At 56.2% G+C, this 23,522-nt stretch carries 20 protein-coding genes; 11 read left to right on the plus strand and 9 right to left on the minus strand.

Going from position 1 to position 23,522, the window contains the following annotated elements; all coding sequences use genetic code 11:
* Positions 1–127: 127 nt before the first annotated feature.
* Complete coding sequence (yihA, locus tag MT343_RS19080) at positions 128–781, minus strand: ribosome biogenesis GTP-binding protein YihA/YsxC (protein ID WP_145467481.1); 654 nt, start codon at positions 779–781, stop codon at positions 128–130.
* Between the two features lie 141 nt (positions 782–922).
* Here yihA and MT343_RS19085 point away from each other — a divergent pair, with 141 nt between their 5' ends.
* The 8 genes from MT343_RS19085 (at position 923) to MT343_RS19120 (ending at position 8,881) form a co-directional block, all read left to right on the plus strand.
* The gene (locus tag MT343_RS19085) at positions 923–1,222 is read left to right on the plus strand and encodes a c-type cytochrome (protein WP_255605696.1); all 300 of its coding nucleotides are present in this window, start codon (positions 923–925) and stop codon (positions 1,220–1,222) included.
* Between the two features lie 48 nt (positions 1,223–1,270).
* A complete protein-coding gene (locus MT343_RS19090) occupies positions 1,271–1,873 on the plus strand; it encodes a c-type cytochrome (protein ID WP_145467479.1) in 603 nt (200 codons plus the stop codon).
* 155 nt (positions 1,874–2,028) lie between these two features.
* A complete protein-coding gene (locus tag MT343_RS19095; protein ID WP_145467477.1) occupies positions 2,029–2,670 on the plus strand; it encodes a thiol:disulfide interchange protein DsbA/DsbL in 642 nt (213 codons plus the stop codon).
* Position 2,671: 1 nt separating this feature from the next.
* Positions 2,672–3,460, plus strand: a complete 789-nt coding sequence (locus tag MT343_RS19100) for an endonuclease/exonuclease/phosphatase family protein (protein ID WP_225691225.1) — start codon at positions 2,672–2,674, stop codon at positions 3,458–3,460.
* A 114-nt stretch (positions 3,461–3,574) separates the two neighbouring features.
* Positions 3,575–5,233, plus strand: a complete 1,659-nt coding sequence (locus MT343_RS19105) for a GGDEF domain-containing protein (RefSeq protein ID WP_145467475.1) — start codon at positions 3,575–3,577, stop codon at positions 5,231–5,233.
* A 108-nt stretch (positions 5,234–5,341) separates the two neighbouring features.
* Positions 5,342–6,148, plus strand: a complete 807-nt coding sequence (locus MT343_RS19110) for a DeoR/GlpR family DNA-binding transcription regulator (RefSeq protein WP_145467474.1) — start codon at positions 5,342–5,344, stop codon at positions 6,146–6,148.
* 3 nt (positions 6,149–6,151) lie between these two features.
* Positions 6,152–7,966, plus strand: a complete 1,815-nt coding sequence (gene glmS, locus MT343_RS19115) for a glutamine--fructose-6-phosphate transaminase (isomerizing) (RefSeq protein WP_145467472.1) — start codon at positions 6,152–6,154, stop codon at positions 7,964–7,966.
* A 48-nt stretch (positions 7,967–8,014) separates the two neighbouring features.
* Positions 8,015–8,881 carry a lipase family protein gene (locus MT343_RS19120; RefSeq protein WP_145467470.1) on the plus strand — a complete coding sequence of 289 codons (867 nt, stop codon included), beginning with the start codon at positions 8,015–8,017 and terminating at the stop codon, positions 8,879–8,881.
* Positions 8,882–8,890: 9 nt separating this feature from the next.
* Here the strand turns inward: MT343_RS19120 and MT343_RS19125 are convergent, their stop codons facing one another.
* The 3 genes from MT343_RS19125 to MT343_RS19135 form a co-directional block, all read right to left on the minus strand.
* Entirely contained in the window at positions 8,891–9,817 is a 927-nt protein-coding gene (locus MT343_RS19125) for a hypothetical protein (RefSeq protein WP_145467468.1), read from the minus strand.
* A complete protein-coding gene (locus MT343_RS19130; protein WP_145467466.1) occupies positions 9,810–11,165 on the minus strand; it encodes a DUF5666 domain-containing protein in 1,356 nt (451 codons plus the stop codon). The genes MT343_RS19125 and MT343_RS19130 overlap by 8 nt, the downstream gene beginning before the upstream one ends.
* A gap of 77 nt (positions 11,166–11,242) precedes the next feature.
* Positions 11,243–12,643, minus strand: coding sequence for a S8 family serine peptidase (locus MT343_RS19135; RefSeq protein ID WP_145467464.1), 1,401 nt, complete (start codon positions 12,641–12,643; stop codon positions 11,243–11,245).
* Between the two features lie 146 nt (positions 12,644–12,789).
* Here MT343_RS19135 and MT343_RS19140 point away from each other — a divergent pair, with 146 nt between their 5' ends.
* Both MT343_RS19140 and MT343_RS19145 read left to right on the plus strand, forming a co-directional pair.
* Entirely contained in the window at positions 12,790–13,278 is a 489-nt protein-coding gene (locus MT343_RS19140) for an RNA polymerase sigma factor (protein WP_145467462.1), read from the plus strand.
* Positions 13,279–13,287: 9 nt separating this feature from the next.
* Positions 13,288–13,935: an anti-sigma factor family protein gene (locus MT343_RS19145; RefSeq protein WP_145467460.1), complete on the plus strand. Its 648-nt coding sequence runs from the start codon at positions 13,288–13,290 to the stop codon at positions 13,933–13,935.
* Positions 13,936–13,944: 9 nt separating this feature from the next.
* On the opposite strand, the gene MT343_RS19150 is transcribed toward MT343_RS19145, so the two are convergent.
* From MT343_RS19150 to rep, 4 genes are all read right to left on the minus strand, one after another.
* Positions 13,945–16,731 (minus strand): DUF2339 domain-containing protein, encoded by a 2,787-nt coding sequence (locus tag MT343_RS19150; protein WP_186435826.1) that lies wholly within the window; start codon positions 16,729–16,731, stop codon positions 13,945–13,947.
* Between the two features lie 245 nt (positions 16,732–16,976).
* Complete coding sequence (locus tag MT343_RS19155) at positions 16,977–18,140, minus strand: hypothetical protein (protein ID WP_145467457.1); 1,164 nt, start codon at positions 18,138–18,140, stop codon at positions 16,977–16,979.
* A gap of 258 nt (positions 18,141–18,398) precedes the next feature.
* Positions 18,399–19,166 (minus strand): substrate-binding periplasmic protein, encoded by a 768-nt coding sequence (locus MT343_RS19160; RefSeq protein WP_186435825.1) that lies wholly within the window; start codon positions 19,164–19,166, stop codon positions 18,399–18,401.
* Positions 19,167–19,346: 180 nt separating this feature from the next.
* On the minus strand, positions 19,347–21,374 hold the full coding sequence (gene rep, locus MT343_RS19165) for a DNA helicase Rep (protein ID WP_145467453.1): 2,028 nt from the start codon (positions 21,372–21,374) through the stop codon (positions 19,347–19,349).
* 444 nt (positions 21,375–21,818) lie between these two features.
* On the opposite strand from rep, the gene MT343_RS19170 reads away from it, so the two are divergent.
* Complete coding sequence (locus tag MT343_RS19170; protein ID WP_186435823.1) at positions 21,819–23,342, plus strand: EAL domain-containing protein; 1,524 nt, start codon at positions 21,819–21,821, stop codon at positions 23,340–23,342.
* On the opposite strand, the gene MT343_RS19175 is transcribed toward MT343_RS19170, so the two are convergent.
* Positions 23,324–23,488 (minus strand): hypothetical protein, encoded by a 165-nt coding sequence (locus MT343_RS19175; RefSeq protein WP_186435822.1) that lies wholly within the window; start codon positions 23,486–23,488, stop codon positions 23,324–23,326. The two genes, MT343_RS19170 and MT343_RS19175, sit on opposite strands and share 19 nt — an antisense overlap.
* Positions 23,489–23,522 lie beyond the last annotated feature (34 nt).

Genomic DNA, 23,522 nt, shown 5'->3' on the forward strand with positions numbered 1-23,522 from the left:
TTTCTTATGACGAATAGCTGCGCAATAAATATCAGCAATGACAGTAAGACCGGATGATCTGTAACTCTGCGGCCGCCGTAAACGGCCTCAGAAAAAGGCAGGAGGCCGGCATGGCGCCGGCCATGAGTCAGGCTTCTGGTGTTTCTTCTGTTTCCGCAGCCACATCTTCGGGCGGCAGCAACCAGCTGTTCAGACGCTTTTGCAGTTCGTCGGTGCCTTCACCATTCAGCGATGAGTAAGTCTGCACACTGACCAGCTTACCCAGCGACGATACCGCCTTGCGCACCTGCAGTAAGGCGCTCTGCGCCGGGCCGCGTTTCAGCTTGTCGGCCTTGGTCAGCAGAATATGCAGCGGCATTTCAGAGCGCTTCGCCCACTGAATCATAGCGTTGTCGAATTCTTTCAGCGGATGGCGGATATCCATCAGCAGCACCAGACCAATCAATGCATCGCGGTTCTGCAGATAATTATCCAGCTCGCGCTGCCATTCGTTTTTCACCGCCAGCGGCACTTTGGCAAAGCCGTAACCGGGCAGATCGACCAGTGCCAGCGGCAATTCGCCAATCTGGAAATAGTTAATTAACTGCGTACGGCCTGGAGTTTTACTCGTACGCGCCAGTTTTTTGTGACCTGTTAACCTGTTCAGTGCACTGGATTTTCCCGCGTTGGAACGGCCGGCAAAGGCTACTTCCCGCAAAATATCCATCGGACACTGGCTCAGCTTCGCGGCGCTCTTAACGAAGTGAGTGTTGGTATAGGTCAAGGATTCCTGTTCTATCATGGGGTAAACGTAATGACCGTCCGGAAATTAATGTTATATAATGCTTGGCCTTTGGATGACGCACCCATTCTATCACAGGGCGATGAGTCCGGGGCTAAGCTGTTTTAACCATCTAAAACATGCAATCAGAGAGAGACTCCTATGATTAAAAAATTAGCTGTGATGGCTGCTGTAACCGCAGCGATGAGTGCAAATGTTCAGGCCTTCGACGTAGCGGCTAAATACCAGCAGACCTGCAACGCATGCCACTCAATGGGAGTTGCCGGTGCACCGAAATCCTTTGATAAGGCCGCCTGGGAGCCTCGTATGGCTAAAGGTATGGATGCTCTGATAACCAGCGTCACCAACGGCTTGAATGCCATGCCGCCACGCGGCCTGTGCATGGACTGTACTGCCGACCAGTACAAACAACTGATCAACTACATGGCAGCGCCCAAGTAAGCGCGCCCCTGAGTAGTAGACGAATTCACATACAACCTGGACCTGATGATGAAAAACCTGTTGATTAGCCTGATCGTTTCTGCCGGACTGATGTCTGTTGCTCACGCCGGTGATGCTGAAGCCGGTAAAGCAAAATCTGCTACCTGTGCGGCCTGCCACGGTGCCGACGGTAACAGTCTTGCACCAACTTTCCCGAAAATTGCAGGCCAGGGTGAGCGTTATCTGATCAAACAGATCAAAGATATCCGCGATGGTAATCGTCAGGTTCCGTCAATGGCTCCTTTCGTTACCGGCCTGAGCGATACCGATATTGCTGATCTGGCTGCTTACTTCAGTGCTCAGGTGCCAACTACTGGTGGCGCAAAAGAAGAACTGGTTGAACTGGGCCAGCGTATCTACCGCGCCGGTATCGAAAGCAAAGGCGTTCCGGCTTGTCTGGCATGCCACGGTCCTGACGGTAAAGGTATCGAAGCCGCTGGTTTCCCACGCCTTGCTGGTCAGCACGATGCCTACACCCAGACTCAGCTGACTGCCTTCAGCATGAACCAGCGCACCAATGATGGTGATACCCGCATGATGCGCGATATTGCTTATCGCCTGCATACCACTGAAATCGAAGCCGTGTCTTCGTACATTCAGGGTCTGCGTTAATCCGCAGATAAAAAAGAAGGTGGCCTCGGCCACCTTTTTTTATGCCTGCAGCGCACGGCCCCTTGACCCGTCTTTGCATTTTGACGGTGGGCGATACCGAACCTTTATGCAAAAATGCGTCTAACAAAATCTGATTAATAAGAATGGAGTAACCCATGTTGTCACAGGTAACCAAATGGATGGCAGCCGCTGTATTGCTGATCAGCGCCAGCGCTCAGGCTGCAGAATACGAAGCCGGTAAAGAATATAAAGTACTGGCCGAGCCGGTACCTGTGCTGGCCGATGGCAAAGTGCATGTCGAAGAAGCCTTCTGGTATGGCTGCCCGCACTGTTTCCACCTCGAAGACATCATTACTCCATGGAAGAAAAACCTGCCGGCCGACGTTGCCTTTGAAGGCGTTCCTGCCATGTTTGGCCGCGCCTGGGTGTCCCACGCACAGTTCTATTATGTAGCCGATGTGCTGGGCGTACTGGATCAGGTACACGGCGATATTTTCAAAGCCATCCATGTTGAGCGTCAGCGTCTGCTGGATCGTGATGATCAGCGCGATTTTCTGGTCGCCAAAGCCGGTGTAAAAGCGGCTGATTTCGATAAAGCGTATGAGTCTTTCACCGTGAAAAGCCGTATGAAGCAGGGTGATCAGCGTATCCGCGCGTTCCAGATCTCCGGCGTACCAGCACTGATCGTACAGGGCAAATACATCATCGACGCCACCTCAGCCGGCGGCCAGGACAAAATGCTCGACGTTGCTGACTACCTGATCGCCAAAGAGCGCGCAGCACTGTCCGGCAAGTAACATGACCCATTTCTGCACTCTGCAGGAATTCACAGCGGCACCCCGTGCCGCTGACACCCTTCGTTTACTCTCCTTCAATATGCAGGTCGGCATTCAGACCGGCGGCTATCACCACTACCTGCTGCGCAGCTGGCAGCATTTATTACCCTGCCGTGAACGCGACTGGGCATTAAGCCAGATTGCACAGTTAATAAGCCCCTTCGATATTGTTGCCCTGCAGGAAGCCGATGGTGGCAGCTGGCGCAGCAGCCAGGAAAATCAGGTCGAACGTCTGGCACGGGAAGCCTGCTTCCCGCACTGGTATCAGCAGATCAACCGCAATCTGGGCAAGCTGGCACAACACAGCAATGGTTTACTGACACGACTACCGGCGGCACGGGTGGAGCAACATGCACTGCCCGGCCTGCTACCCGGACGCGGCGTAATGCTGTTGCGTTTCGGTGAAGGCGAGCAGGAACTGGTGGTTGCCATCACGCATCTGGCACTGGGCAAACGCACACAGTTCAGCCAGCTCGATTTTCTCTGCGATCTGGTGGCCGATGCGCGGCGGCTGGTGATCATGGGCGACCTTAATCAGGAGAGTGAAATCCTGCTGCATCAGAGTCCGCTGAAGCGGCTGGCACTGCACCGTCTGGAACAACACCTGCCGACCTACCCCAGCTGGCAGCCCAGCCGCGGGCTCGATCACATACTATTAAGCGACAATATTGAGCTGAAGCGCATCGCCGTTATTGATCATCCGCAGTCAGACCATTTGCCCGTTGCCGCCGAGATTGTCCTGCCCGGATAAGCTGACGCCGGTCATGATTTTTCCGCCATCCGGCGCGGCAACTTCGGTTGCCTTACCTATACTTAGCCTGACTATTTTCAAAGCCCACCAATAGAAGTAACCCGAGGACGCAACATGGCAGAGGGAACAGGGTCGGATTCCGCCCGGCGCTGGCGCGACAAATATCTCGACCTGTTAGACAGCCACGAGAAACTCAAAAACTCTTCAGAACAACAGCACGACCAGATGCGCCGTGGCCTGGTCATGGTTTCCCTGCTGGCCGAAGGCCAGGCAGCCGGTGTCGACAAATCACTGAACGATCTGCGCGAAGCCCTGAAACCCGGCGCCAATGGCATGAACCGGGTAATGGATGAGCTGGAGCGGGCCGTCAAACGTTTTGAAGAACAGAATACCGCCCAGGCCGAAGTTCTGCTGGGACAACTGGCAGACACCGCCGAAAAACTGAGCCTGTGCCCACTGCCCAAACCACTGCTGAAACGCATCCGAGAAATCCGCAAAGGTGCTGCAAACGAGCTGCTGAGCTGGTCCGGCTACATCAACCAGCTGCAGAGCTGGATTCAGATCTTAGGTGAAATTGCCACCCTCGAAGGCTTTGAAGAACAGCGCAGCAGCAAATGGTGGCAGCGCTGGTTTAAGCCCAGCGACAGCAGCAGCGATGAAGGTGACGATAACAATATTGTTTCTGACAGCGATGCAGAACATGACGACCATCCGGAATCTGAACCGGGCTTTTCTCATATCGCTCAGGAAGTCTCTGAAACCCTGCTCAACCTGCTGTCACAACTGGTAATTCCTGACCGTCTGAACCATACAGCCCTGAATCTGCAAAACCGTCTGCAGGAAGGTCTGAACTGGTATGAGCTGGTGCCTCTGCTGGAAGACACCACCGAATTCCTGCTTGAGTGTCTGGGCAACAGCCAGACCGAGCTGGAGCAGTTTCTGCAAAGCCTTGATCAGCGCCTGAAAGCCATTCAGATACTGGTCAGTGAAGCCAGCCAGGGACAGCTGGAGCGCAAGCGCGCCCGCCTTGATCTCGACAGCATGGTGCGCGACCAGATTGCCGATATCCGCTCGGTGGTCACCGGCTCCGGCGATCTCGGCGAGCTGGGCGTCAGTGTGCGTGATCACCTGACCATGATCGTGCAGGCGATGGAGAAATATCAGAAAGAAGAAGAGGAGCGCGAAGAACGCCTCGCCGCCAGGCTGGAAATGCTGCAGGCGCGGCTGAGCGAAATGGAAAAAGAAGTCACCGAAAGCCGGGTTGCCATCGAAGAACAGAAGCGCCGCGCCACCCACGATAATCTCACCGGCCTGCCCAACCGTGATGCCTATCAGGCGCGTCTGGCGGAAGAGCTGCTGCGCCGCAACCGCTATGGGGGTTCACTGGCTTTGGTCGTGGGTGATGTCGATCACTTCAAACGCATCAACGATAATTATGGCCACCTGGCCGGTGATAAAGTGCTGCAACTGATCGCCCGCTCATTGCGCAAAAACCTGCGCGATGTCGATTTTATCGCCCGCTACGGCGGTGAAGAATTTGTCATCCTGATGCCGGAAACCAATACCGCCGATGCGATGATTGCCGCCGAGAAGCTGCGCGCCAAAATCGAAAACAGCCCGTTCAACTTCAAGAAAGAACGGGTTCCTATCACCATGTCCTTTGGTGTCAGTGAGTTTCATGCACTGGAATCACCGGACGCCGTTTTCGATCGCGCCGACAAAGCCCTGTATCAGGCCAAAAACGAAGGCCGTAACCGTATCTGTCAGGGCTGATAGCCCTGACAGATAGCGCCACAATGGCAGAAATCTGGCTATTACTATTGATCTTTTCTTTCGCTCTGATAAATTCCCGCGTCAAATCTTTCGATTCGAAACATAACGATGCCCAAACGCAATACGGTACAACGCCGCCACGGCATTCTCAGCCAGCTGAGCAAGCACGGTCAGGTACAGGTTGAAGAACTGGCGCGGCGTTTTGATACCTCAGAAGTCACCATCCGCAAAGACCTTGCGACCCTTGAGCAAAGCGGTCTGCTGTTACGCCGCTACGGTGGCGCAATTCCGCTGCCAAGCGAGCTGATGAGTGAACCTGCGGGCACGGATGATGGTCAGAGTCCTGCTCAGCAGAAAGTTTCGAAACGAAAGCAGGCAATTGCCCGGGCCGCCGCCAGCTGTATCCGCGACCATAACCGCATCATTATCGATTTCGGCAGCACCACCGCCGCACTGATTCCGGAGTTGCAGAGCAAGCGTGGCCTGGTGGTGATGACCAACTCGCTGAATGTTGCCAACGCTGTGCGCGAGCTGGAAAACGAGCCCACGCTGCTGCTCAGCGGCGGCACCTGGGATGCCCATTCCGAGTCATTTCAGGGCCAGATTGCCGAACAGGTGCTGCGCTCTTACGACTTCGACCAGCTGTTTATCGGCTGCGACGGTATCGACCTCGAACGCGGCACCACCACCTTTAACGAGCTGCTGGGCTTAAGCCGGGTGATGGCCGAAGCGGCGCGTGAAGTGATTGTACTGGCAGAGGCCGACAAGGTCGGACGGCGCATCCCCAACCTCGAATTACCCTGGTCAGCGGTCAATATCCTGATTACCGATGACCGGCTCAGTACTGAGCAACAGACATTAATCGAACAACAGGGCGTGCGCGTAATCATCGCAGCGCCAGACAACGGAGAATAAAAAATGTGTGGCATTGTTGGCGCGGTAGCGCAGCGTGATGTGGCGGAAATCCTGCTCGAAGGCTTAAAGCGTCTGGAATACCGTGGTTACGATTCCGCCGGTCTGGCGATCATTAATGATCAGGCCGAACTGAAACGCCTGCGCCGTCTGGGTAAGGTTCAGGCGCTGGCCGATGCGGTGAAAGCCGATCCGCTGCCCGGCGGTACCGGCATCGCTCACACCCGCTGGGCGACCCACGGCGAGCCCTCCGAAGCCAACGCCCACCCGCATATTTCCGGCGACATCGCCGTGGTGCATAACGGCATCATCGAAAACCACGAAACCCTGCGCCGCGAACTGCAGGCTCAGGGTTATGTGTTTACCTCGCAGACCGATACCGAAGTGATCGCCCATCTGGTCGAGCGCGAACTGAAAAGTGCCGACTCTCTGCTGGCCGCCGTTATGGCTGCCCGCAGCCAGCTGCACGGTGCTTACGGCATGGTGGTGATCGAACGCCAGCAGCCGCAGCATATGATCGTCGCCCGTTCCGGCAGCCCACTGGTGATTGGTTTCGGTATTGGTGAGCACTTTGTGGCGTCTGACCAGCTGGCGCTGCTGCCGGTAACGCGCAAATTCGCGTTCCTCGAAGAAGGTGACGTAGCCGAGATCCGCCGCGACGGCGTCAGCGTTTACGACCGCGACAACAACGCCGTTGAACGCGAAGCCCACGAAAGCACCGTCGAACACGATGCTGGCGACAAAGGCGAATTCCGCCACTACATGCTGAAAGAAATCTACGAACAGCCGCAGGCCATTGCCAACACCCTCGAAGGCCGCCTGTTTAACGGCCAGCTGAACCTCGAAGCGCTGGGCGATCTGAGCGGTATCGAGCAGGTGCAGATCATCGCCTGCGGCACCAGTTATCACGCTGGCATGACCGCCCGCTACTGGATCGAAGATATTGCTGGTGTCGCCTGTAATATCGAAATCGCCTCGGAATTCCGTTACCGCAAATCCGTGGTGCGCCCCAACAGCCTGCTGGTCACCATTTCCCAGAGTGGCGAAACCGCCGACACTCTGGCCGCCCTGCGTCTGGGTAAAGAACTGGGCTTCAGCAAAACACTGACCGTCTGTAACGTGCCCGGCTCTTCACTGGTGCGCGAATCCGATATGGCGCTGATGACCCGTGCCGGTGCCGAAATCGGCGTGGCCTCCACCAAAGCTTTTACCACCCAGCTGGTTGCGCTGCTGCTGCTGACCGCGGCACTGGGCCGTGGCCGTGATATGGATAAAGCCAGCGAACAGCGTATCGCCGACGCCCTCACCAGCCTGCCGGGCTTAATCGATAAAGCGCTGCTGATGAATGCCGACATTCAGAAACTGGCCGAACATTTTGCCGAGAAGCACCACGCCCTGTTCCTCGGCCGTGGTGACCAGTACCCGATTGCGATGGAAGGCGCGCTGAAGCTGAAAGAAATTTCCTATATTCATGCCGAAGCCTACGCCGCCGGGGAACTGAAACACGGCCCGCTGGCACTGATCGACGCCGAAATGCCGATTGTCGTAGTCGCGCCGCACAACGATCTGGTGGAAAAACTGAAGTCGAATATCGAAGAAGTACGCGCCCGTGGCGGCGAATTGTACGTGTTTGCCGACGAAGCCGCGGAAATCAGCCCACAGGCCAATATGCAGGTGATGGCCGTACCGCATTGTGACGACATCGTTGCCCCGGTGCTCTACACATTACCGCTGCAGTTACTGAGTTACCACGTTGCCGTGATCAAAGGCACCGACGTTGACCAGCCGCGTAATCTGGCCAAGAGTGTGACGGTGGAGTAACCCTCCACCCGTCTCCACCGACCGACTCACTGCCCGGACTGTCTGGATATGCTCAGAAAATTACTCACCGCAACACTGCTGTACTGCTTTCTGCCAGCGGTACAGGCCGACCCGGACTTCGCTCAGCTGCGCATTCAGGCGCAACTGTCCGGCGATACTTATCTGGCCGACAGCGAACGTGAAGCACAGCTTCTGCAGCAAGGCCAGACGCTGATTCATCAGGCTACGCTGGCGGATTCGCAGGTCAGTTATTTTCTCAGTCAGGGCAATGGCGTGCAGACCATCGCGATCCGTGGCACCGCTAACCTGACGAATGTGATGGTCGATCTGGATATTGAATTTCAGCCGGACGAGCGTCTGGGCATCACCCTGCACAACGGTTTCCGCAGTGCCGCCGAGGCGGTGTTTAACGATGTCAGGCCACGACTGGTTGCCGGCATGCCGGTGCAGATTACCGGCCACAGCCTGGGTGGCGCCATTGCGGTGGTACTGGCGATGTATTTAAAACACGATACGGCAATGCAGATAACGCAGGTGATTACTTTCGGCCAGCCCAAGGTCACCAACGTTACCGGGGCAGATCTCTACGCCAGTATTCCGCTGACGCGGGTCGTCACCCAGAAAGATCTGGTGCCATTAGTGCCGCCACTCAGTCCGCTGCAGATTAAGGATCTGGATGTTTACTGGCATATGGGCGAAGAAATCATTCTGCTCGGCAGCCAGCAATATTCGCAGACCCGTGGCTTAAAAAGCATGCTGCGCGCAACCAAGCTGAGCACAGCACTGCCGGACGAAAGCAACCTGCAGGCGCATCAGATCACCACCTATCAGGCCCTGATCGATGAGCTGCTGCAGTCGGCCGAAGAAGTGCCTTACCAGATGGAAATCAATCTGTTCGGACTGTCGATTAATTAACCGGCAGCCTTAAAAGCTCCAGCGGATGGTGCTTTCCAGCCGGTTCTGATCATAACTCGCTGCGGCAAAATCAGACTGCCGGTCATCTCGCTGCAAACTGACCGACCACTGCCAGCGCTGACTGAGTTGCCAGCGGCTGCTGATCTCCAGACGCTGGCGCTGCTCCGTCACATCGTCGTACTGACGCTGTTCCAGCCGCGCCCTCAGATGATTCACCACACTGAGCCCAAACCAGCGGCTGCGATGTCTGAGCGACAGCCGTCCGATACCCGCCTGATAACTGTAAACCTGAGCATTCGCCTGTTCATCCACCCCCTGTATCAGGGCGCTGAGCGATAAGCCGCTGCTGCGGAAAAACCAGTAAAGCTGCAGACGGGCAGCGCTGCGTTCACTGTCGCGGGCGCTGTTTTGTTCGTAGGTTTTGCGCATAAAATCGAACTGGGTGCGCACATACAGGGATTCTGACGGGATAAAGCCCAGTGCCGGGCTGATGCGTTCGAGCTGCATATAACTCTGGCCATCCACATCTGCGGTGGCCGCAATCAGCGCCACATCGGTGGCCAGCACATCACCCTGATAACCAAAGCGCAGCAGGCCGGTCTGCAGGCGGTTGTCGTATTCGCTGTAAACCTGCCAGCGCTGTTCTTTCAGCCAGTAGCTGGTCTCAAACTGCACACCACGACGCCCCGCCGTACGCCAGCCAAGCGAAGCTTCCAGTGCATGATAACTGTCACCCAGGCCAGCATTGATATCGGTAACGTCGGGGGCAACATTAGAGTCGTAGCCGGCACCGGCGGCCAGCTCAAGCTGCAGTCCGGCCTTTGCCTGAGCGGCAAACACCAGTAATACGATAAGCAGCAGCCCCCGCTGCCGGAATACTCCGCGCAGGGGGGCTGCTGTTGTGGCTGCTATAGGATTAAGCAAAATATCAGTCATCAATTTCCATCGACTGCACGATCAGTACCTGACCGTCGAATGAGCCTTCAATTTCTACCATACTGCCGCTCACCAGAGAGGACAGCATGGACGGATCCTGCGCGCTGACATCCAGCGTCAGCCCCAGCAACACAACAGTACCGGCACTCAGGTCGATGGCAGACACAGGGGCTTTCAGTTCCACCTTATTGCTGGCGTCAACACGTTCCAGCAACTGTGCACGGTACTGACCGGCCGTGGTTTCTTCGAGCAGCAGTTCAACATGGTCACCGGGCTGCAGCATGCTCAGATTAAAGTACACTTCATCGTCACGGTCATCACGCACGCGGGTACGCAGGTCAGCATTGATAGTAATGCCCATCACCGTCAGGGTGTTTTCAGTTGTCGCCTGAACCATACCTTCGAGTTCAATTTCCGGTGCTTCTTCAAACTCGATTTCTTCAGCCAGCAGCACGCCGTCGGTACCGACAACGCCTTCAACCTCAACCATCACACCCGCCTGTAAAGCCGACTGGTCGCCGTCATCAAATTCGGTCTCGCTGTCAAAACGTACCGTCATACCGTTCAAAACAAACTGGTTGTTGTCGACATCGACCGCGGTAACCGCACCGGACATTTCCAGCTCGGTGTCTTCTTCGAAATCGCTGTCTTCGGCTTCAATTTCGCTGGCAACCAGCACGTCGCCATCCAGGGTACCTTCAACTTCAACCTGCATGCCATCGCTCAGCGTGGCGCCATCCAGATCCAGCGTCGCAACACTGGCATAGCTGATCAGCTGAGAACCGATCAGGAAGGTCTGTGCTGAACTGTCGAGGCCGGCCACAACACCGGTCAGTTCTTCCGGGCTCTGGTCTGCATCGTCCGCGGCGATAAAGCTGGCGATGATGCGTCCTTCACCGGCGCTGTAACCGCTCACTTCAACGCGCTGGCCTACGGTCAGGGTAGCCAGATCAAGGCCTTCGAAAATGGTCATGGCATCAGTAACAACGGTCTGACCCAGCACCGTCAGCGTACCCGAGGCGCTATCAATTGCCGTCACCGTACCTTCCACACTGACGTCATAAATAATTTCGGCAGCAACACCTTCTGCGCCATTGTGGTTGCCAACGATGGTGACCACCTGACCAACACGCAGATCCGCCTGAATACCGGCACGGTCATCCACCGTAAACTGAGTCCGGTCGCTGTTAAAGTGCACGCCGTTAACAATCACGCTGCCAAAGCCGTCGATAACACCGCGTGTTACCTGTTTGCCATTCTCTTTGGCAGAAGAAGAGGAACCACCACAAGCGGTTACCAGCAGCGTACCAGCAAGACAAACGGCAACGGACAGAAGATGTTTTTTCATAGCAATACTCTCTCGTTTATTTCAGTGAACTCACTGGTAAAAACGCCGGGAGCTGAAAAATATTCCATCAAATATTGTTAATTTTCGTTAAAGAGCGACGACATAAGGCCAAAGCCGAAAACCGGATCGCGTCCGGCCTCGCCCAGATCCAGAGCCTGACGGGCTAAACGTTCGCGCTCTGTCTGGCAGTCCTCAGCTGGGCGCGAAGCCAGTACCGCCGTGGCCAGCGCCGTGGCAAATGAAGTACCGGACATCACCCCGTTGCCGTCAGCTGTTACGACCCGGAGGTTTACTCCCGGCAATGCAAACTCAACATGTTCGCCCTGTACTGCCCGGTTAAAAATCCGCTGCTGCTCATCGACCGCGGTAATGGCAATCACCTCCGCATAGGCTGCCGGATAACGCGGAAAGGCGGCCGCACCGTCATTGCCCACCGATGACAACAACTGCACACCACGCGCTTGTACCTGAGTCAGCACCCGTTGCAGCAAGGGGTTAGGTGGGCCGGAGAGCGACATATTGATCAGCTCCACCTCATTCTGTAACAGCCAGTCCAGACCGGCGATCAGCTGACCGGCACTGGCCTGTACCGGCCCGTCCGCCGAGCGGGCAAACACCACCGCATTGACCAGCCGTACCGAGGTCAGCAAACCCGGAACCGCACAGCTGGAGTTGGCCGCCAGCAGACCGGCGATGGCCGTGCCATGGCGGCTGTCGGGCAATGCATCCGCGGCATGAAACTCACGCTGCGCGATATTCACACCGGCAAAGCAGGGGTGCGCCATATCGATGCCGGAATCCATCATACCGATAATACGCTGTGCCGTTCTGGCCTGCGGCCAGCCCAGCGCATCCGCTGCGTGCAGACCGGAATCTGGTGCAGGTTTCTGCGCTGCTTTCGGAACGGCATCACCGTCGAGCCGGTAGTAATGATCCGGCGCAACCGTATCCTGCAACGCTTTCTGCTGCTCTGGCAGCTCCGGCATTTCGTCAAACGTGATCAGATGCAGCCCCAGTGCAGGCAGAGGCTCAGCAGCAACAGCCTTAACCCCCTGTGCCTGCAGGGCCTGCCATTCTTCCGCACTTAATAACGCAATAAAGCGCTCGGGTTCGGTTTCATCAAAGGCCCCTTCCAGCTGCCCTTCCAGCTCGTCCAACTGCCGGGCTGCCAGAATATGCTGCAGCTTATCTTCCAGTTCCTCTTCACGGTCATCCAGAGAATCGTCCAGCTTGTCTTCCAGCTCATCCTCAAGCTCGTCTTCCAAATCATCATCGAGCTCGTCTTCCATGCGTTCCTCAAGAGCATCTTCAAGCCGGTCTTCGAGCTCTTCCTGAGCATCAAGCATCTCTTCCAGCTGTTCCTCCAGACGCTCTTCCAGCAGTTCTTCCTGCTCCTCCAGATCGTCGTCCGCATCACTGTCCGCCAGCAGCGGCAGAGGCATGACTAATAAAATGTACAGCAGCCAAAACACTTTCACTCTAAACTCCCGCTGTCTGTGCTTATTCCGGTATCACCAGCCTGTGTAAAACGCTGGGTTACCCGGTTACTTCTCTCTTTAACGATTAACTGGCCGGAATATTTCCTGCGCATGGAATAAAACTTCATGTCCTGCGTTTACCTGATATGAATATTCAGCATCAACACTTTCAGCAGCAATTACTGGCAGCGCTTCCGGCAATCCGACGCTATTGCCTGGCACTTACCGGTCAGCAACACAGTGCCGATGATCTGCTTCAGGCAACGGTGGAGCGGGCACTGGCTCGCTGGCAACAATATCAGGCAGACACCCACTTTGATCGTTGGTTATACCGTCTCTGCCGCAACCTTTGGATTGATACCATGCGCCGGGAAAAACCAAGCGACAGTCTGGATGAAGAACACGACGCCGTTCTTGCCGGTAACAATATCGCCGAACAATACGAAACCCATACCACGCTGGCCAAGGTTCAGGCACACATGCAGCAGTTAAGCGAAGTGCTGCGCACCACGCTGTACCTGGTCGCAGTTGAAGGCCACAGCTATCAGGAAGCGGCCGACATAATGGAAGTACCGGTCGGTACCATCATGAGCCGCCTTGCCCGCGCCCGCCAACAGCTCAGTCTGGCACTGTAGGAGAACAGTATGCATACCATCAGCGACGAACAGTTATCGGCCTTTATAGATAAGGCTTTATCCGACAGCGAAATGCATCATATCAACAACCAGCTGGCGGAGTCTGCGGAACTCAGGGAACGCCTGCACAGGTTACAACAGGCCGATGAGATGGCACGGCAGTTTTTTGCCAGCCAGGATGAAATCCCCCTGCCCGCCGGCCTGCTGGAGCAGATTAAGGCGCACCGGCCCGAGGCGGAAATCGTCACCCTGCAACCCCGCGCCCGCTGGCCATGGGCCATTGCCGCCAGTGTCGTGCTGAGCGTTGGCCTGGTCTGGCAGATCCTGTCACCGGCGGCCTACACCGCAACCGACCGCGCGTTACTCAGTATGAGTTCCGGCAGCGTGAAAATTATGAGCGCAGGGGAACGCCTTGAAATTACCCGCTCGGAGCTGAACAGCGCAGGTCAGTTCTGCCGGTACTTTATTGTGCATACCCCGGCCAGCTCAGAGGAAAGCAGCGCCTGCTGGCAGGGTGAGCAGTGGCTTTATCAGCCGTCGGGAAGCAGCAGTCTGTACCAGCCTGCCGGCGCCAGCGAACAGCCAGCGCAAAGCCTGAGCGCCGACGAGGAAGAACGCTGGCTGCGTAACCTGTCGCAGCAGACGCAGGCCGACTGAGCAGAGTATTTAAGCCGGGGAGTTTTCCTGCTCCCCGACTGTACCCAGCCGCTGATGCAGCCAGGCCAGCGCCAGCAGCGCCAGACCCAGCCCCATAAAGGACGCCACCCGCCACAGGCCGGTCAGGCCAGCCATATCGATCAGGAACAGCTTGGCCACCACCACCAGCAACAGCACCATACCGCCACGATAAATATCGCGGCTGGATAACCAGCGCCCCAGCGTCAGCGCGCCCGCGGCCAGCAGCATCCACACCACAGAATAGGTGTAGAGTTCGCCATCCGGGGTGTAGTTACTCAGGCTCATACCGGCATCGCCCTGCCAGATCTGACGGATTTCCAGCGAGATAAACCAGAGCGCATTCAGCCCGGCGGCCAGTGCGGCAAAACGGCCGTACTGCGCCGGCAGCTGACGCCACAGCGCCAGCATAATCAGCGTCGGCAGACCGTAGCTGAGCAACAGCAGGTTAAACAGCGGCGTCGAACCTATATTGCCACTGCTCCACAGCGGGTTTTCGGCCAGTAGCAACACAAACAGATAGGTGGCTGCAGCCGCTGCCAGATGCAGCAGACCCACCACCTGATAGAAGCGCGGCAGCTGTTCGCTTAAGCGTGCACGCCACAGGTAAATCACCGCCGCACAACCCCAGATCAGCACGTCGAGGCTGGCTTCGAGAAAGCTGAATTCGTGATGGAAAATATCGCCGTCGTACAGCCAGTAACGCACTTCCGCAGCCAGCGTCAGCACCAGCAGCTGCGCGGCACCACCCTGCAGCCAGGGCTGCATTTTTACTTCATGGCGCAGAATCCAGGCCGCCGCCGCCGCACAAAGCGTGGCGCCGCCGTAGGTCCAGAGTGACCAGTGAGTGCCGGCATCGTAGCTCAGCAGCCAGGGGTTAAAGGTCAGACGCACAACCACCAGCAACAGCACGGCGCGGATAATCCACGCCATCAGCGGCAGTTGATAACGTTGCTGCAGCCAGGCCAGCGACACCAGCTGCAGGGCAAACGCCAGCGTCAGGGTCGCTTCGGCCAGCCAGATCACCGCCGCCAGCGACAGGCCCAGATGCGCTGCGCTGATCAGAATCACGCTGATCAGCGGCCGGGCATCGCCATACTGCAGCTGATTTCTGTTAGCCAGCCACAGATACAGCGTGCCCAGCACCAGCGCCACCAGCCCCCAGGCCCAGTCGAGGCGGAAATCGGTAAACAGGTAATAACCCAGCGCCAGCATCAGCAGTGGTACCGCACAGCCCAACCCGGTCCAGAAAGCGGGGTAAGGTACGCGCATACGCAGCAGCCACAGCGCACTGCCACTGTACAGCAGAGTCAGCCACAGAAAACGCACGCCCAGCTGCGCCTGTCCGGCGGCATCCGGGCCAAGCAGCACCAGCTCATCACCCATGTACGTCAGCATGGGTATAACCGTCGCCAGCACAATCAACAGTAATGGCAGCGCCGCCAGCGGATTCAGTTCCGGGCGACGGCTGGCCCCCAGCAGCATCAGTACCGGCAATGCCAGTAAGGTGAAGTAACCCGATGCGATCACACCTTCGCCAGCGAGGGTAAAACCCTGCGCCAGCAGCACCAGCAACACGCCCGGCAAAGCAGGCCAGTGCGGATCGGCACGCCAGCTCTGCACACGCTGCCACCAGCTGTCTGCGCTGGCTGACTCATCGTCGTTGTTCTGATGACGGTTCTGCAGCAGCCAGTCAAAGTCCGGAACCGCAAGGAACATATAGGCCAGTGCCAGCAGGTAAAGAGAACGCACTCCGTCAGCAGGTTCAGTGGTCAGACTGATCAGCCACCACAAAAGAGAGCCGGCAATCACACCGATCCACAGCCAGCGTTGCTGCACATAGGCCAGCAACCAGAGCGAGAACAGCGTCAGAATGCTGATATACACCAGCGCCAGTTCAATCTGCCCCGAACCACTGCTGAGCAGAATCGGCACCAGATAACCACCGAGCATACCCAGCGCCGCCAGCACCGGGCCATGCCTGAGTGCCAGCGCCAGCGTGGCAAAAGACACCAGCGCCATGCCGGTAAACACCAGTCCGGGCGACGTGCCCGGCAATAATTTGAAGGCTGCAAATAACGCAGAATAGAGAATGATGCTGGCGCCACCGGCCAGAGCAGCAAAGACGTTGTTCTGCCCTTTGTTACGCCGCAGCCACTCGGCGGCAACATGCAGGCCAACACCCGCCAGCAACGACAGCACTACGCGGGTTTCCGGCCCCAGCAGCCCCTGCTCAATGGAGTAGCGCACCATAAACACACCGGCCAGACCTACGCAGATACCACCGAGCCAGACCATCCAGTTGTTGCGGATATTCTGCAGCAGGCGCTCAAGCAGATCCGGTTCGCGGCTTGCAGCCCCGGGAGAGAGAGCAGCAGAAGCTGCCGGCGCCTGATAAGAAGGCGCAGTCGGTGAATACACCGGCAGTTCAGCGGCAGGCTCAGACGCTGGTGCAGATACGGGTTCAGATACTGATTCAGAAGCTGATTCGGAGACCTGGACAGGCTGAACCGCGCTGGCGGCAACCTCAGTCTGTCCGGTTGCCGTAGCAGCCGCTGTTTGTTGCGCAGAACCGACCGCTGTCGGTGGCGGCGAAGTAACCGGGCGCTCAGCTTCTGCTGGTTTTTCCCGGCTGGCCGTCAGGCGGCGCAGAGCGGCTTCCAGCTGCCCGATACGTTGCTCCAGCGTACTGACTTTAAAGAACGCCACCACACCGAGAACCAGCGCTCCCAGCAAGGCGACGGCAAGCAGAAGCGTCAGAGTGACAAATTCATCCATAAACACCATTCACTTTCATTGACTGATAACTCAGCAGGAGACTATACGCAATCCGCCCTGCCGCTGTCCTGATCTTTGCTCAGGAGCCGAAGCGCCAGAGTATAACGCCAGCAGCACGGGAAAAGGTGACCTGAGCCTCAGGCTGATCAGGCAGAGAGTTGTTGTGGCAAATAGCGGGCATAAAAAAAGCGGGCCGGTGTATAAATCCGTGCCCGCTTTTCTTTATCGGCTTGTGCTGCTCACACTCAGAAGTAGTAACCAAACTGCACATTAAAGAAGGTCTGCCAGCCGTTTTCGCCATCGCCTTCTGCAAAGGCTTTGGTGTAATCACCGGCGCCGATGAAAGGTACGTTCTTGGCGCTGGTGACATCGAAGTTGGTGTACAGATTACCGGTTACTACCAGTACGCCCAGCGTGTTGATCTGTGAATCGCGGAAGGCTTCTTTGTTTTTATCCAGCAGGTTGTAGTCGTTGTACAGCTGCACCTGATTGACGATGCCACCTTTCCACGGCAGGTCGTAGCTCAGGTTCAGTACATATACATTCGCCTGTGCGGCGGCCATGTAACGCGCACCAAAACCACCCATCTGGATGGTGTCATCGCTGACGCCATCAGCATTTTCGGCATTGTAGGAATAACGGACCGCTTCCGACTGCACACCAAAGGTACCGTAGGTCGCGGTGTAATGCAGCGCCAGAGCCTGGGCATTACCCATCTTGCCGGTGGTTTCGTTATACAGACCGCCATACTGCAGCGACACACCGGCTTCCGCCTGTTCGCTCAGGGCATAGGCTGCACGCAGGTTGAACTGGTGGGTTTCCTGATTCTGCTGCACACCGGCATCGCCATCGGAGACCACATCAAAAGAGAAACGCTGAGCATCGGTCGGAGCCGCATCGCCGCTGGCGAAGTAAGCCAGCTGCAGATCCCACTTACCCTGCTTGCTCAGTACCTTGATGCCGCTGTCGTAATCATCGTTAAAACCCAGATACAGAGTGGCATCGCCCCAGTAGCTGTGGGATTCGTACGGCAGGATACCGAACGGCACCTTGGTGATACCGACCTGAACTTCGGTGTTATCAGACGCATCGGTAGCAAAATACATATGGTGCACCATGGCGCCATTGCCGCTGTCGTACCAGCGGTACTGGCTCGACAGACGTACGCCCTGATGTTCTGCTTCGATACCCAGGTTGATCTGGTTATAGGTGAAATCGCCACCACGTTCGGTCTGCGCTTCATTCCAGTCTTTGTAGGTGTAATTCAGACGGAAACCACCGGTCAGGCGTACACTTTCCAGCGCGGTTACCCGCTGTTCCAGGCTGTTGGTTTCGTGAGTATCAGCAAAGGCCTGAGGGCCAATCAACAGGGTCGCCAGCAAGGCGCGGGAGAAGGTAGCGTTAGACATGGAATTCTCTGCGATGATTAAAACCTGACCAAGCGGTCACAAAAAGCGCAGCATCATTCCAGAATTGTCCTCTTTGTTGTATGGAATATATGTAACAGAATGTTTCTTCCTGAACCGATGATAGATTTATAACTGAACCTCACCGGAAACCTTTTAAATAACAAAGAGTTAACTTATCAGCCAGAAATCTGTTAAAGGGATACCGGAGAAAAAGTCAGGCGCGTAAAAGCGGCGTATCCGTATATCACCTGCCAGAAATTACTCAGCCAGATAAAAATTAAGCAACTCCCGCAACTGCCCCTGCTTACGCAGCTCACTGAAGCCTTGATCCAGTACTGCTTTCAGTTCCGGACCACGGCGATACAGGCGCGAAATCAGCATTACAAAATCATCGGCCACGATGCCGGGCACCGGTGCAAACAAAATATCATCACCAAGATCAACATCGCCCTGACGGTACAGCCCGTGCAGAACTTCCAGCCGCGTCAGAAACAGTTCGCAACGTCCGCGCCGTACCTGTGCCAGCGCCTGAGCATAATGGTTGGCTTCACGCATAACCCAGCGCGTATCGATTCCGAAACGATTGTAGTCATAGCCCCGTAGGCCACAGATATTGTAGTTTTTCAGATCCATGCTGTTCTGGACCAGCGGTGGAGAGGGAAAGCGGTCGAGCGAGTAGGCATAGCCAGGCTGCACCTGATAATAAGGTTCGGTCGTGAGAAAGCGTACTTTCCGCTCCTTGCTGGCCGAGGCACTGAGAGCAATCTGATAACGGCCTTTTTCTACCTCCAGCAGGCAGCGTTTCCACGGCAACATGCGGATTTCATAATCAAAACCTGCTGCAGGTAAAATCAGCGCCAGTACATCGGCATCGTAGCCACGAACTTCATTGTCCTGCTCAAAGGTATAGGGCGGCCAGCCTGCGGCGTCGCCACATATGCGCAGAATATCGTTAGCCCGTACCGGCAACACCAGCAGCCCGGAGAGAACCAGCCATAACATCCTGCTTTGCCAGATATGCTGCATATTGCGCCCCGCCCCTGCCACGTACGCCATCTGATGAGTGTAGATGGAATCCGTCAATGCATATCAGCACTGAACACATAAGAACATGACTAAAAATCACCGGGTGGCTTCTGGCAAAGAGTACGGAGAAAAAACGCCCGGCATTACTGACGCAATGCCGGGCGTTTTTTAGGCGGCTTGTCAGAAATCGGCCAGCATATTGCGCAGACTGGACAGGGTTTCCTGGCCGCGCTGTTTCTGCTCTTCGGCGGAGGTTTCGGTTTTACCTTCCCAGACGATATCGTCCGGTGGCAGCTCATCGAGGAAGCGCGAATGGGTGGTGTCCATGGCTTCGCCAAACTGACGGCGTTTACCAGCATAGGTAAGAGTGAGGGTGCGCTTGGCGCGGGTAATGCCCACGTACATCAGGCGCCGTTCTTCCTCGATGGTATCGGCCTCGATGCTGTTGCGGTGCGGCATCAGTTCTTCTTCCATGCCCATGATATAGACGTGCGGAAACTCCAGACCTTTGGAGGCGTGCAGCGTCATCAGCTGTACCTGATCGGCTTCGTCTTCTTTTTCCTGCTGCTCCATCATATCGCGCAGGATCAGCTTGGATACCGCATCTTCGATGGTGCATTCATCGCCCAGCTCTTCCGCTTTGGCGATCATCTTGCTGATTGAATCGACCAGGAACCAGACGTTCTTCATCCGTCGTTCGGCCTGATTCGGCGTGCCGGAGTTCTGCAGCAGGTAACCTTCGTAGTCGATATCGCTGATCATCTCTTTGACCGCCGCCACCGGATCATCGGTATAGGCGTTGCGGGTAATGCCTTCGAGCCAGTGACCAAAGCGGCGCAAACGATCCAGCGCCTTTGGCATCAGCTGTTGTTCCAGCCCCATTTCGGTGGTCGCCGCCATCATTGAGATACCGCGCATGGCGGCGTATTCGCCCAGTTTTTCGATGGTGGTCGGGCCGATTTCGCGACGCGGCGTGTTAATCACGCGCAAGAAAGCCGCATCATCGGTCGGGTTAATCAGCAATCGCAGGTAACCCATGATGTCTTTGATCTCGTTGCGGCCAAAGAACGACTGGCCACCGCTGAGTTTGTACGGCACCTGATAGGCCTGCAGTTTCATCTCGATCACACGTGACTGGTGGTTACCACGATAGAGCACGGCAAAATCGCGGTAGCCACAGCCATAACGCAGGCGGCGCTCGACGATTTCGGTGGCAATGCGCTCGGCTTCCACTTCGTCGTTGCGGCATTTAAGAATCTTGATCGGGTCACCGTAGCCCATATCGGACCACAGCTTTTTCTCGAATTCGTGCGGGTTGTTGTCGATCACGCGGTTAGCGGCGTTCAGGATCAGGCCGGTGGAGCGGTAATTCTGCTCCAGCTTGACGATCTTCAGCGTCGGGAAGTCTTTTTTCAGCAGCGACAGGTTTTCCGGACGGGCACCACGCCAGGCATAGATCGACTGGTCATCGTCACCTACCACAGTCAGACCGGTGCGGTGACCCACCAGCAGCTTCACCAGCTCGTACTGACTAGTGTTGGTGTCCTGATATTCATCCACCAGCAGATAGCGGATCTTCTTCTGCCAGCGGGTCAGCACTTCCGGGTGATCACGGAACAGCACCGTCGGCACCATGATCAGGTCGTCAAAATCCACCGCGTTATAGGCTTTCAGCATACGCTGATAAACGCTGTAGGTCTGGGCGATCAGCAATTCCTGCGGAGTCGATGCCACTTTGATGGCATGGTCGGGGGCGATCAGGTCGTTTTTGAGGTTGGAGATGGCGTTCTGCACCAGCTCGATCATATCGCCGTCGTCACCGTGTTCCCGGTGCATCACGTCGCGGATAATGCCTTTGCAGTCATCCTGATCAAGAATTGAGAAACCATTTTTATAACCGGCGGTGGTCAGCTCATGGCGGATGATATTCAGGCCGAGGTTGTGGAAGGTCGATACCGTCAGGCCCTTGGCACCGCCTTTACCCACCAGCGACATCACCCGCTCTTTCATCTCGCGCGCGGCTTTATTGGTAAAGGTTACCGCGGCAATGTGATACGACTTGATACCGCACACACCGATCAGGTAAGCAATCTTACGGGTAATCACCGACGTCTTGCCAGAGCCAGCACCGGCCAGTACCAGCAGCGGGCCATCCACATATTTGGCGGCTTCTTTCTGACGGGGATTGAGCTGACTTAGATCGACCACGGGCTTACCTCTCTGACGGGCGGGCATTCTAACAGCTCAGCGCATGGTTGGAATCCGCCGCAACGTGACTCGGACAGCGAACAGGCACAACTGTCACTGCTTTTATCACCATCGCTGCGGACTCTGGTACGCAAGTCTTTGTCCCTGAAGGATATTTTTCTGCCACAAAAGGAGACACACAACCCGAAATGTCCTATATATAAACACTGATTATTAAAAGAAATGGTTATGGATCGCGTCGTATATTGCCATTCCGGCAACAATACGGAGGTCACACAACCGGGCGTCGCCTTACGGGCAGACACATACCAGACCTAATTCAGTTCGGGTTTTATGGAATTTTCACCACATCAGTCCAGGCTCAATCTGTTGATTCTGAGCACCTGCGAACAGCGCCTCGGAGACCTGCAACACTGGCTGGGTCAACATCAGAGGCAGGACGCTATGCGAACGGAATTCCTGTTCCTGAATCCGCTCTCAACGTCTGTACTGCCCCCCTCAGGCGACGGTTGGCAAGCTGCAGTACTGTTGATAGACACCTTTACAACTGCCCAGCAACAATGGCTTACCCAACTTCCGCCACACCTGCCCTGCCTGATTATTTCCACCACTAAACACCGCGATCAACTGCCTCCGTCCGGACACTGGCTGGCGCTGGATGATTTTAATCGTCAGCGTTTTTTCCAGAGCCTGGGGCCTCTGCAGCAGCAGGTACTCAGAAACATTCCGGCACCTTTACAGCGCAATGAGTTTTTTACCCGCCTGCGCCAGCAACTGACCCAGGCAGACCATGGCTATTATCTGCAGGTGCTGCAATGCCGCTGGTTACGGCATCAGCATGACCGTGACAGCTGGCAGCAACGGGAAAGTATTCAGCAGGAATTTGAACGCACCATCAGCCGGCGCGCCCCCGCCGGAGCCATTATCGGCCGTATCCTGGATGATCAGCTGGTTGTGGTCAGTGACAATTACTACGAACTCCATGCCGACTGGCTGCCACTGCAGCCGGACGATGACGACCGCCCCTGGGTGGTGTACCACAGCTCACCATTGTGTATCAGCGGTTTCTCTGCCCTGAGTGCAGTATTGCAGGAAGGTGTACAACAGATTGCCCGTGAGCGGCTGGTACAGGAAGCCCAGTTCGAATGGCGCCAGCAGGACACCGGCCTGAGCCTGCTGAGCGGTATTCATCTGGCCTTGCAGCGTGATGAGTTTTACCTTGAATACCAGCCCCAGTTTGACAGCCGTACCGGGGCGCTGGTCGGGGCCGAAGCGTTAATGCGCTGGCGCCATCCGGCGCTGGGGGTTATCCCGCCCACAGTGTTTATCCGCGAGGCCGAAAATGCCGGACTGATTCAGGCGCTGGGCCAATGGGCATTGCGCGAAACCATCAGTGCCTGGTGCCGGCTGCAGGAGCTGCTCGACCACCCGCTGCGCATGGCGGTGAACGTCTCTTTTCCGGAGGTTGCCGATCCCTTTTATACCCGGCAGGTACTCGACTTACTCGACCAGTTTGGCATGCCACCACAGTTTCTGGAGCTGGAGCTGACCGAAACCGCCATGATGCGCGACGCCAGCGTATCCTTATTGAATCTGCGCCAGCTGAAAGCCGCGGGCGTGCACATTGTGCTGGATGATTTCGGCACCGGCTTCTCATCGCTGTCCCATTTAAGCGACCTGCCACTGACCGGTATCAAGCTTGACCGTGCCTTTGTCTCACCGTTGCCCGACCACGGACCACAAAGCCATATTGTTACCACCATGCTGGATCTGGCGAACCGCCTGAAGCTGGAAACAACGGCTGAAGGTGTTGAAGACAGTGCCTGTCTGGAAGAGATACGCCGGCTCGGCTGCGACCGTATTCAGGGGTATATTTACGCCCGCCCACTGGCGCTGGGCGAACTGATTTCACAAGCGAAAAGCGGCTTCCCGGAACATTCAGGATTTACTCAGGGACGCTTGTTCTGAGGCGCCGGTGACGGTTCTGCGGGGCGCTCTTTCGGGCCGAAAAAGGCTTCGCCGTCAAAAGGGCTTTCCGTATTGACGTGGTAATACACCATAACTGCCACAGTCAGGGCGATGATGATCAGGAAGACAATCAGTTGCTTTACCATGCTTTATATCCACAGGGTTTCTCCAAGTGTGGCA

It is taken from the genome of Venatorbacter sp. C2-1 (genome assembly GCF_022832715.1).
GTDB classification, from domain to species: domain Bacteria; phylum Pseudomonadota; class Gammaproteobacteria; order Pseudomonadales; family Oceanobacteraceae; genus Venatoribacter; species Venatoribacter alkanivorans.

Excerpts from the sequence above, each read along its gene's own strand:
- yihA (WP_145467481.1), bottom strand. The coding sequence starts at position 781 with ATGATAGAACAGGAATCCTTGACCTATACCAACACTCACTTCGTTAAG.
- MT343_RS19085 (WP_255605696.1), top strand. The coding sequence starts at position 923 with ATGATTAAAAAATTAGCTGTGATGGCTGCTGTAACCGCAGCGATGAGT.
- MT343_RS19090 (WP_145467479.1), top strand. The coding sequence starts at position 1,271 with ATGAAAAACCTGTTGATTAGCCTGATCGTTTCTGCCGGACTGATGTCT.
- MT343_RS19095 (WP_145467477.1), top strand. The coding sequence starts at position 2,029 with ATGTTGTCACAGGTAACCAAATGGATGGCAGCCGCTGTATTGCTGATC.
- MT343_RS19100 (WP_225691225.1), top strand. The coding sequence starts at position 2,672 with ATGACCCATTTCTGCACTCTGCAGGAATTCACAGCGGCACCCCGTGCC.
- MT343_RS19105 (WP_145467475.1), top strand. The coding sequence starts at position 3,575 with ATGGCAGAGGGAACAGGGTCGGATTCCGCCCGGCGCTGGCGCGACAAA.
- MT343_RS19110 (WP_145467474.1), top strand. The coding sequence starts at position 5,342 with ATGCCCAAACGCAATACGGTACAACGCCGCCACGGCATTCTCAGCCAG.
- glmS (WP_145467472.1), top strand. The coding sequence starts at position 6,152 with ATGTGTGGCATTGTTGGCGCGGTAGCGCAGCGTGATGTGGCGGAAATC.
- MT343_RS19120 (WP_145467470.1), top strand. The coding sequence starts at position 8,015 with ATGCTCAGAAAATTACTCACCGCAACACTGCTGTACTGCTTTCTGCCA.
- MT343_RS19125 (WP_145467468.1), bottom strand. The coding sequence starts at position 9,817 with ATGACTGATATTTTGCTTAATCCTATAGCAGCCACAACAGCAGCCCCC.
- MT343_RS19130 (WP_145467466.1), bottom strand. The coding sequence starts at position 11,165 with ATGAAAAAACATCTTCTGTCCGTTGCCGTTTGTCTTGCTGGTACGCTG.
- MT343_RS19140 (WP_145467462.1), top strand. The coding sequence starts at position 12,790 with ATGAATATTCAGCATCAACACTTTCAGCAGCAATTACTGGCAGCGCTT.
- MT343_RS19145 (WP_145467460.1), top strand. The coding sequence starts at position 13,288 with ATGCATACCATCAGCGACGAACAGTTATCGGCCTTTATAGATAAGGCT.
- MT343_RS19150 (WP_186435826.1), bottom strand. The coding sequence starts at position 16,731 with ATGGATGAATTTGTCACTCTGACGCTTCTGCTTGCCGTCGCCTTGCTG.
- MT343_RS19155 (WP_145467457.1), bottom strand. The coding sequence starts at position 18,140 with ATGTCTAACGCTACCTTCTCCCGCGCCTTGCTGGCGACCCTGTTGATT.
- MT343_RS19160 (WP_186435825.1), bottom strand. The coding sequence starts at position 19,166 with ATGCAGCATATCTGGCAAAGCAGGATGTTATGGCTGGTTCTCTCCGGG.
- MT343_RS19170 (WP_186435823.1), top strand. The coding sequence starts at position 21,819 with ATGCGAACGGAATTCCTGTTCCTGAATCCGCTCTCAACGTCTGTACTG.
- MT343_RS19175 (WP_186435822.1), bottom strand. The coding sequence starts at position 23,488 with ATGGTAAAGCAACTGATTGTCTTCCTGATCATCATCGCCCTGACTGTG.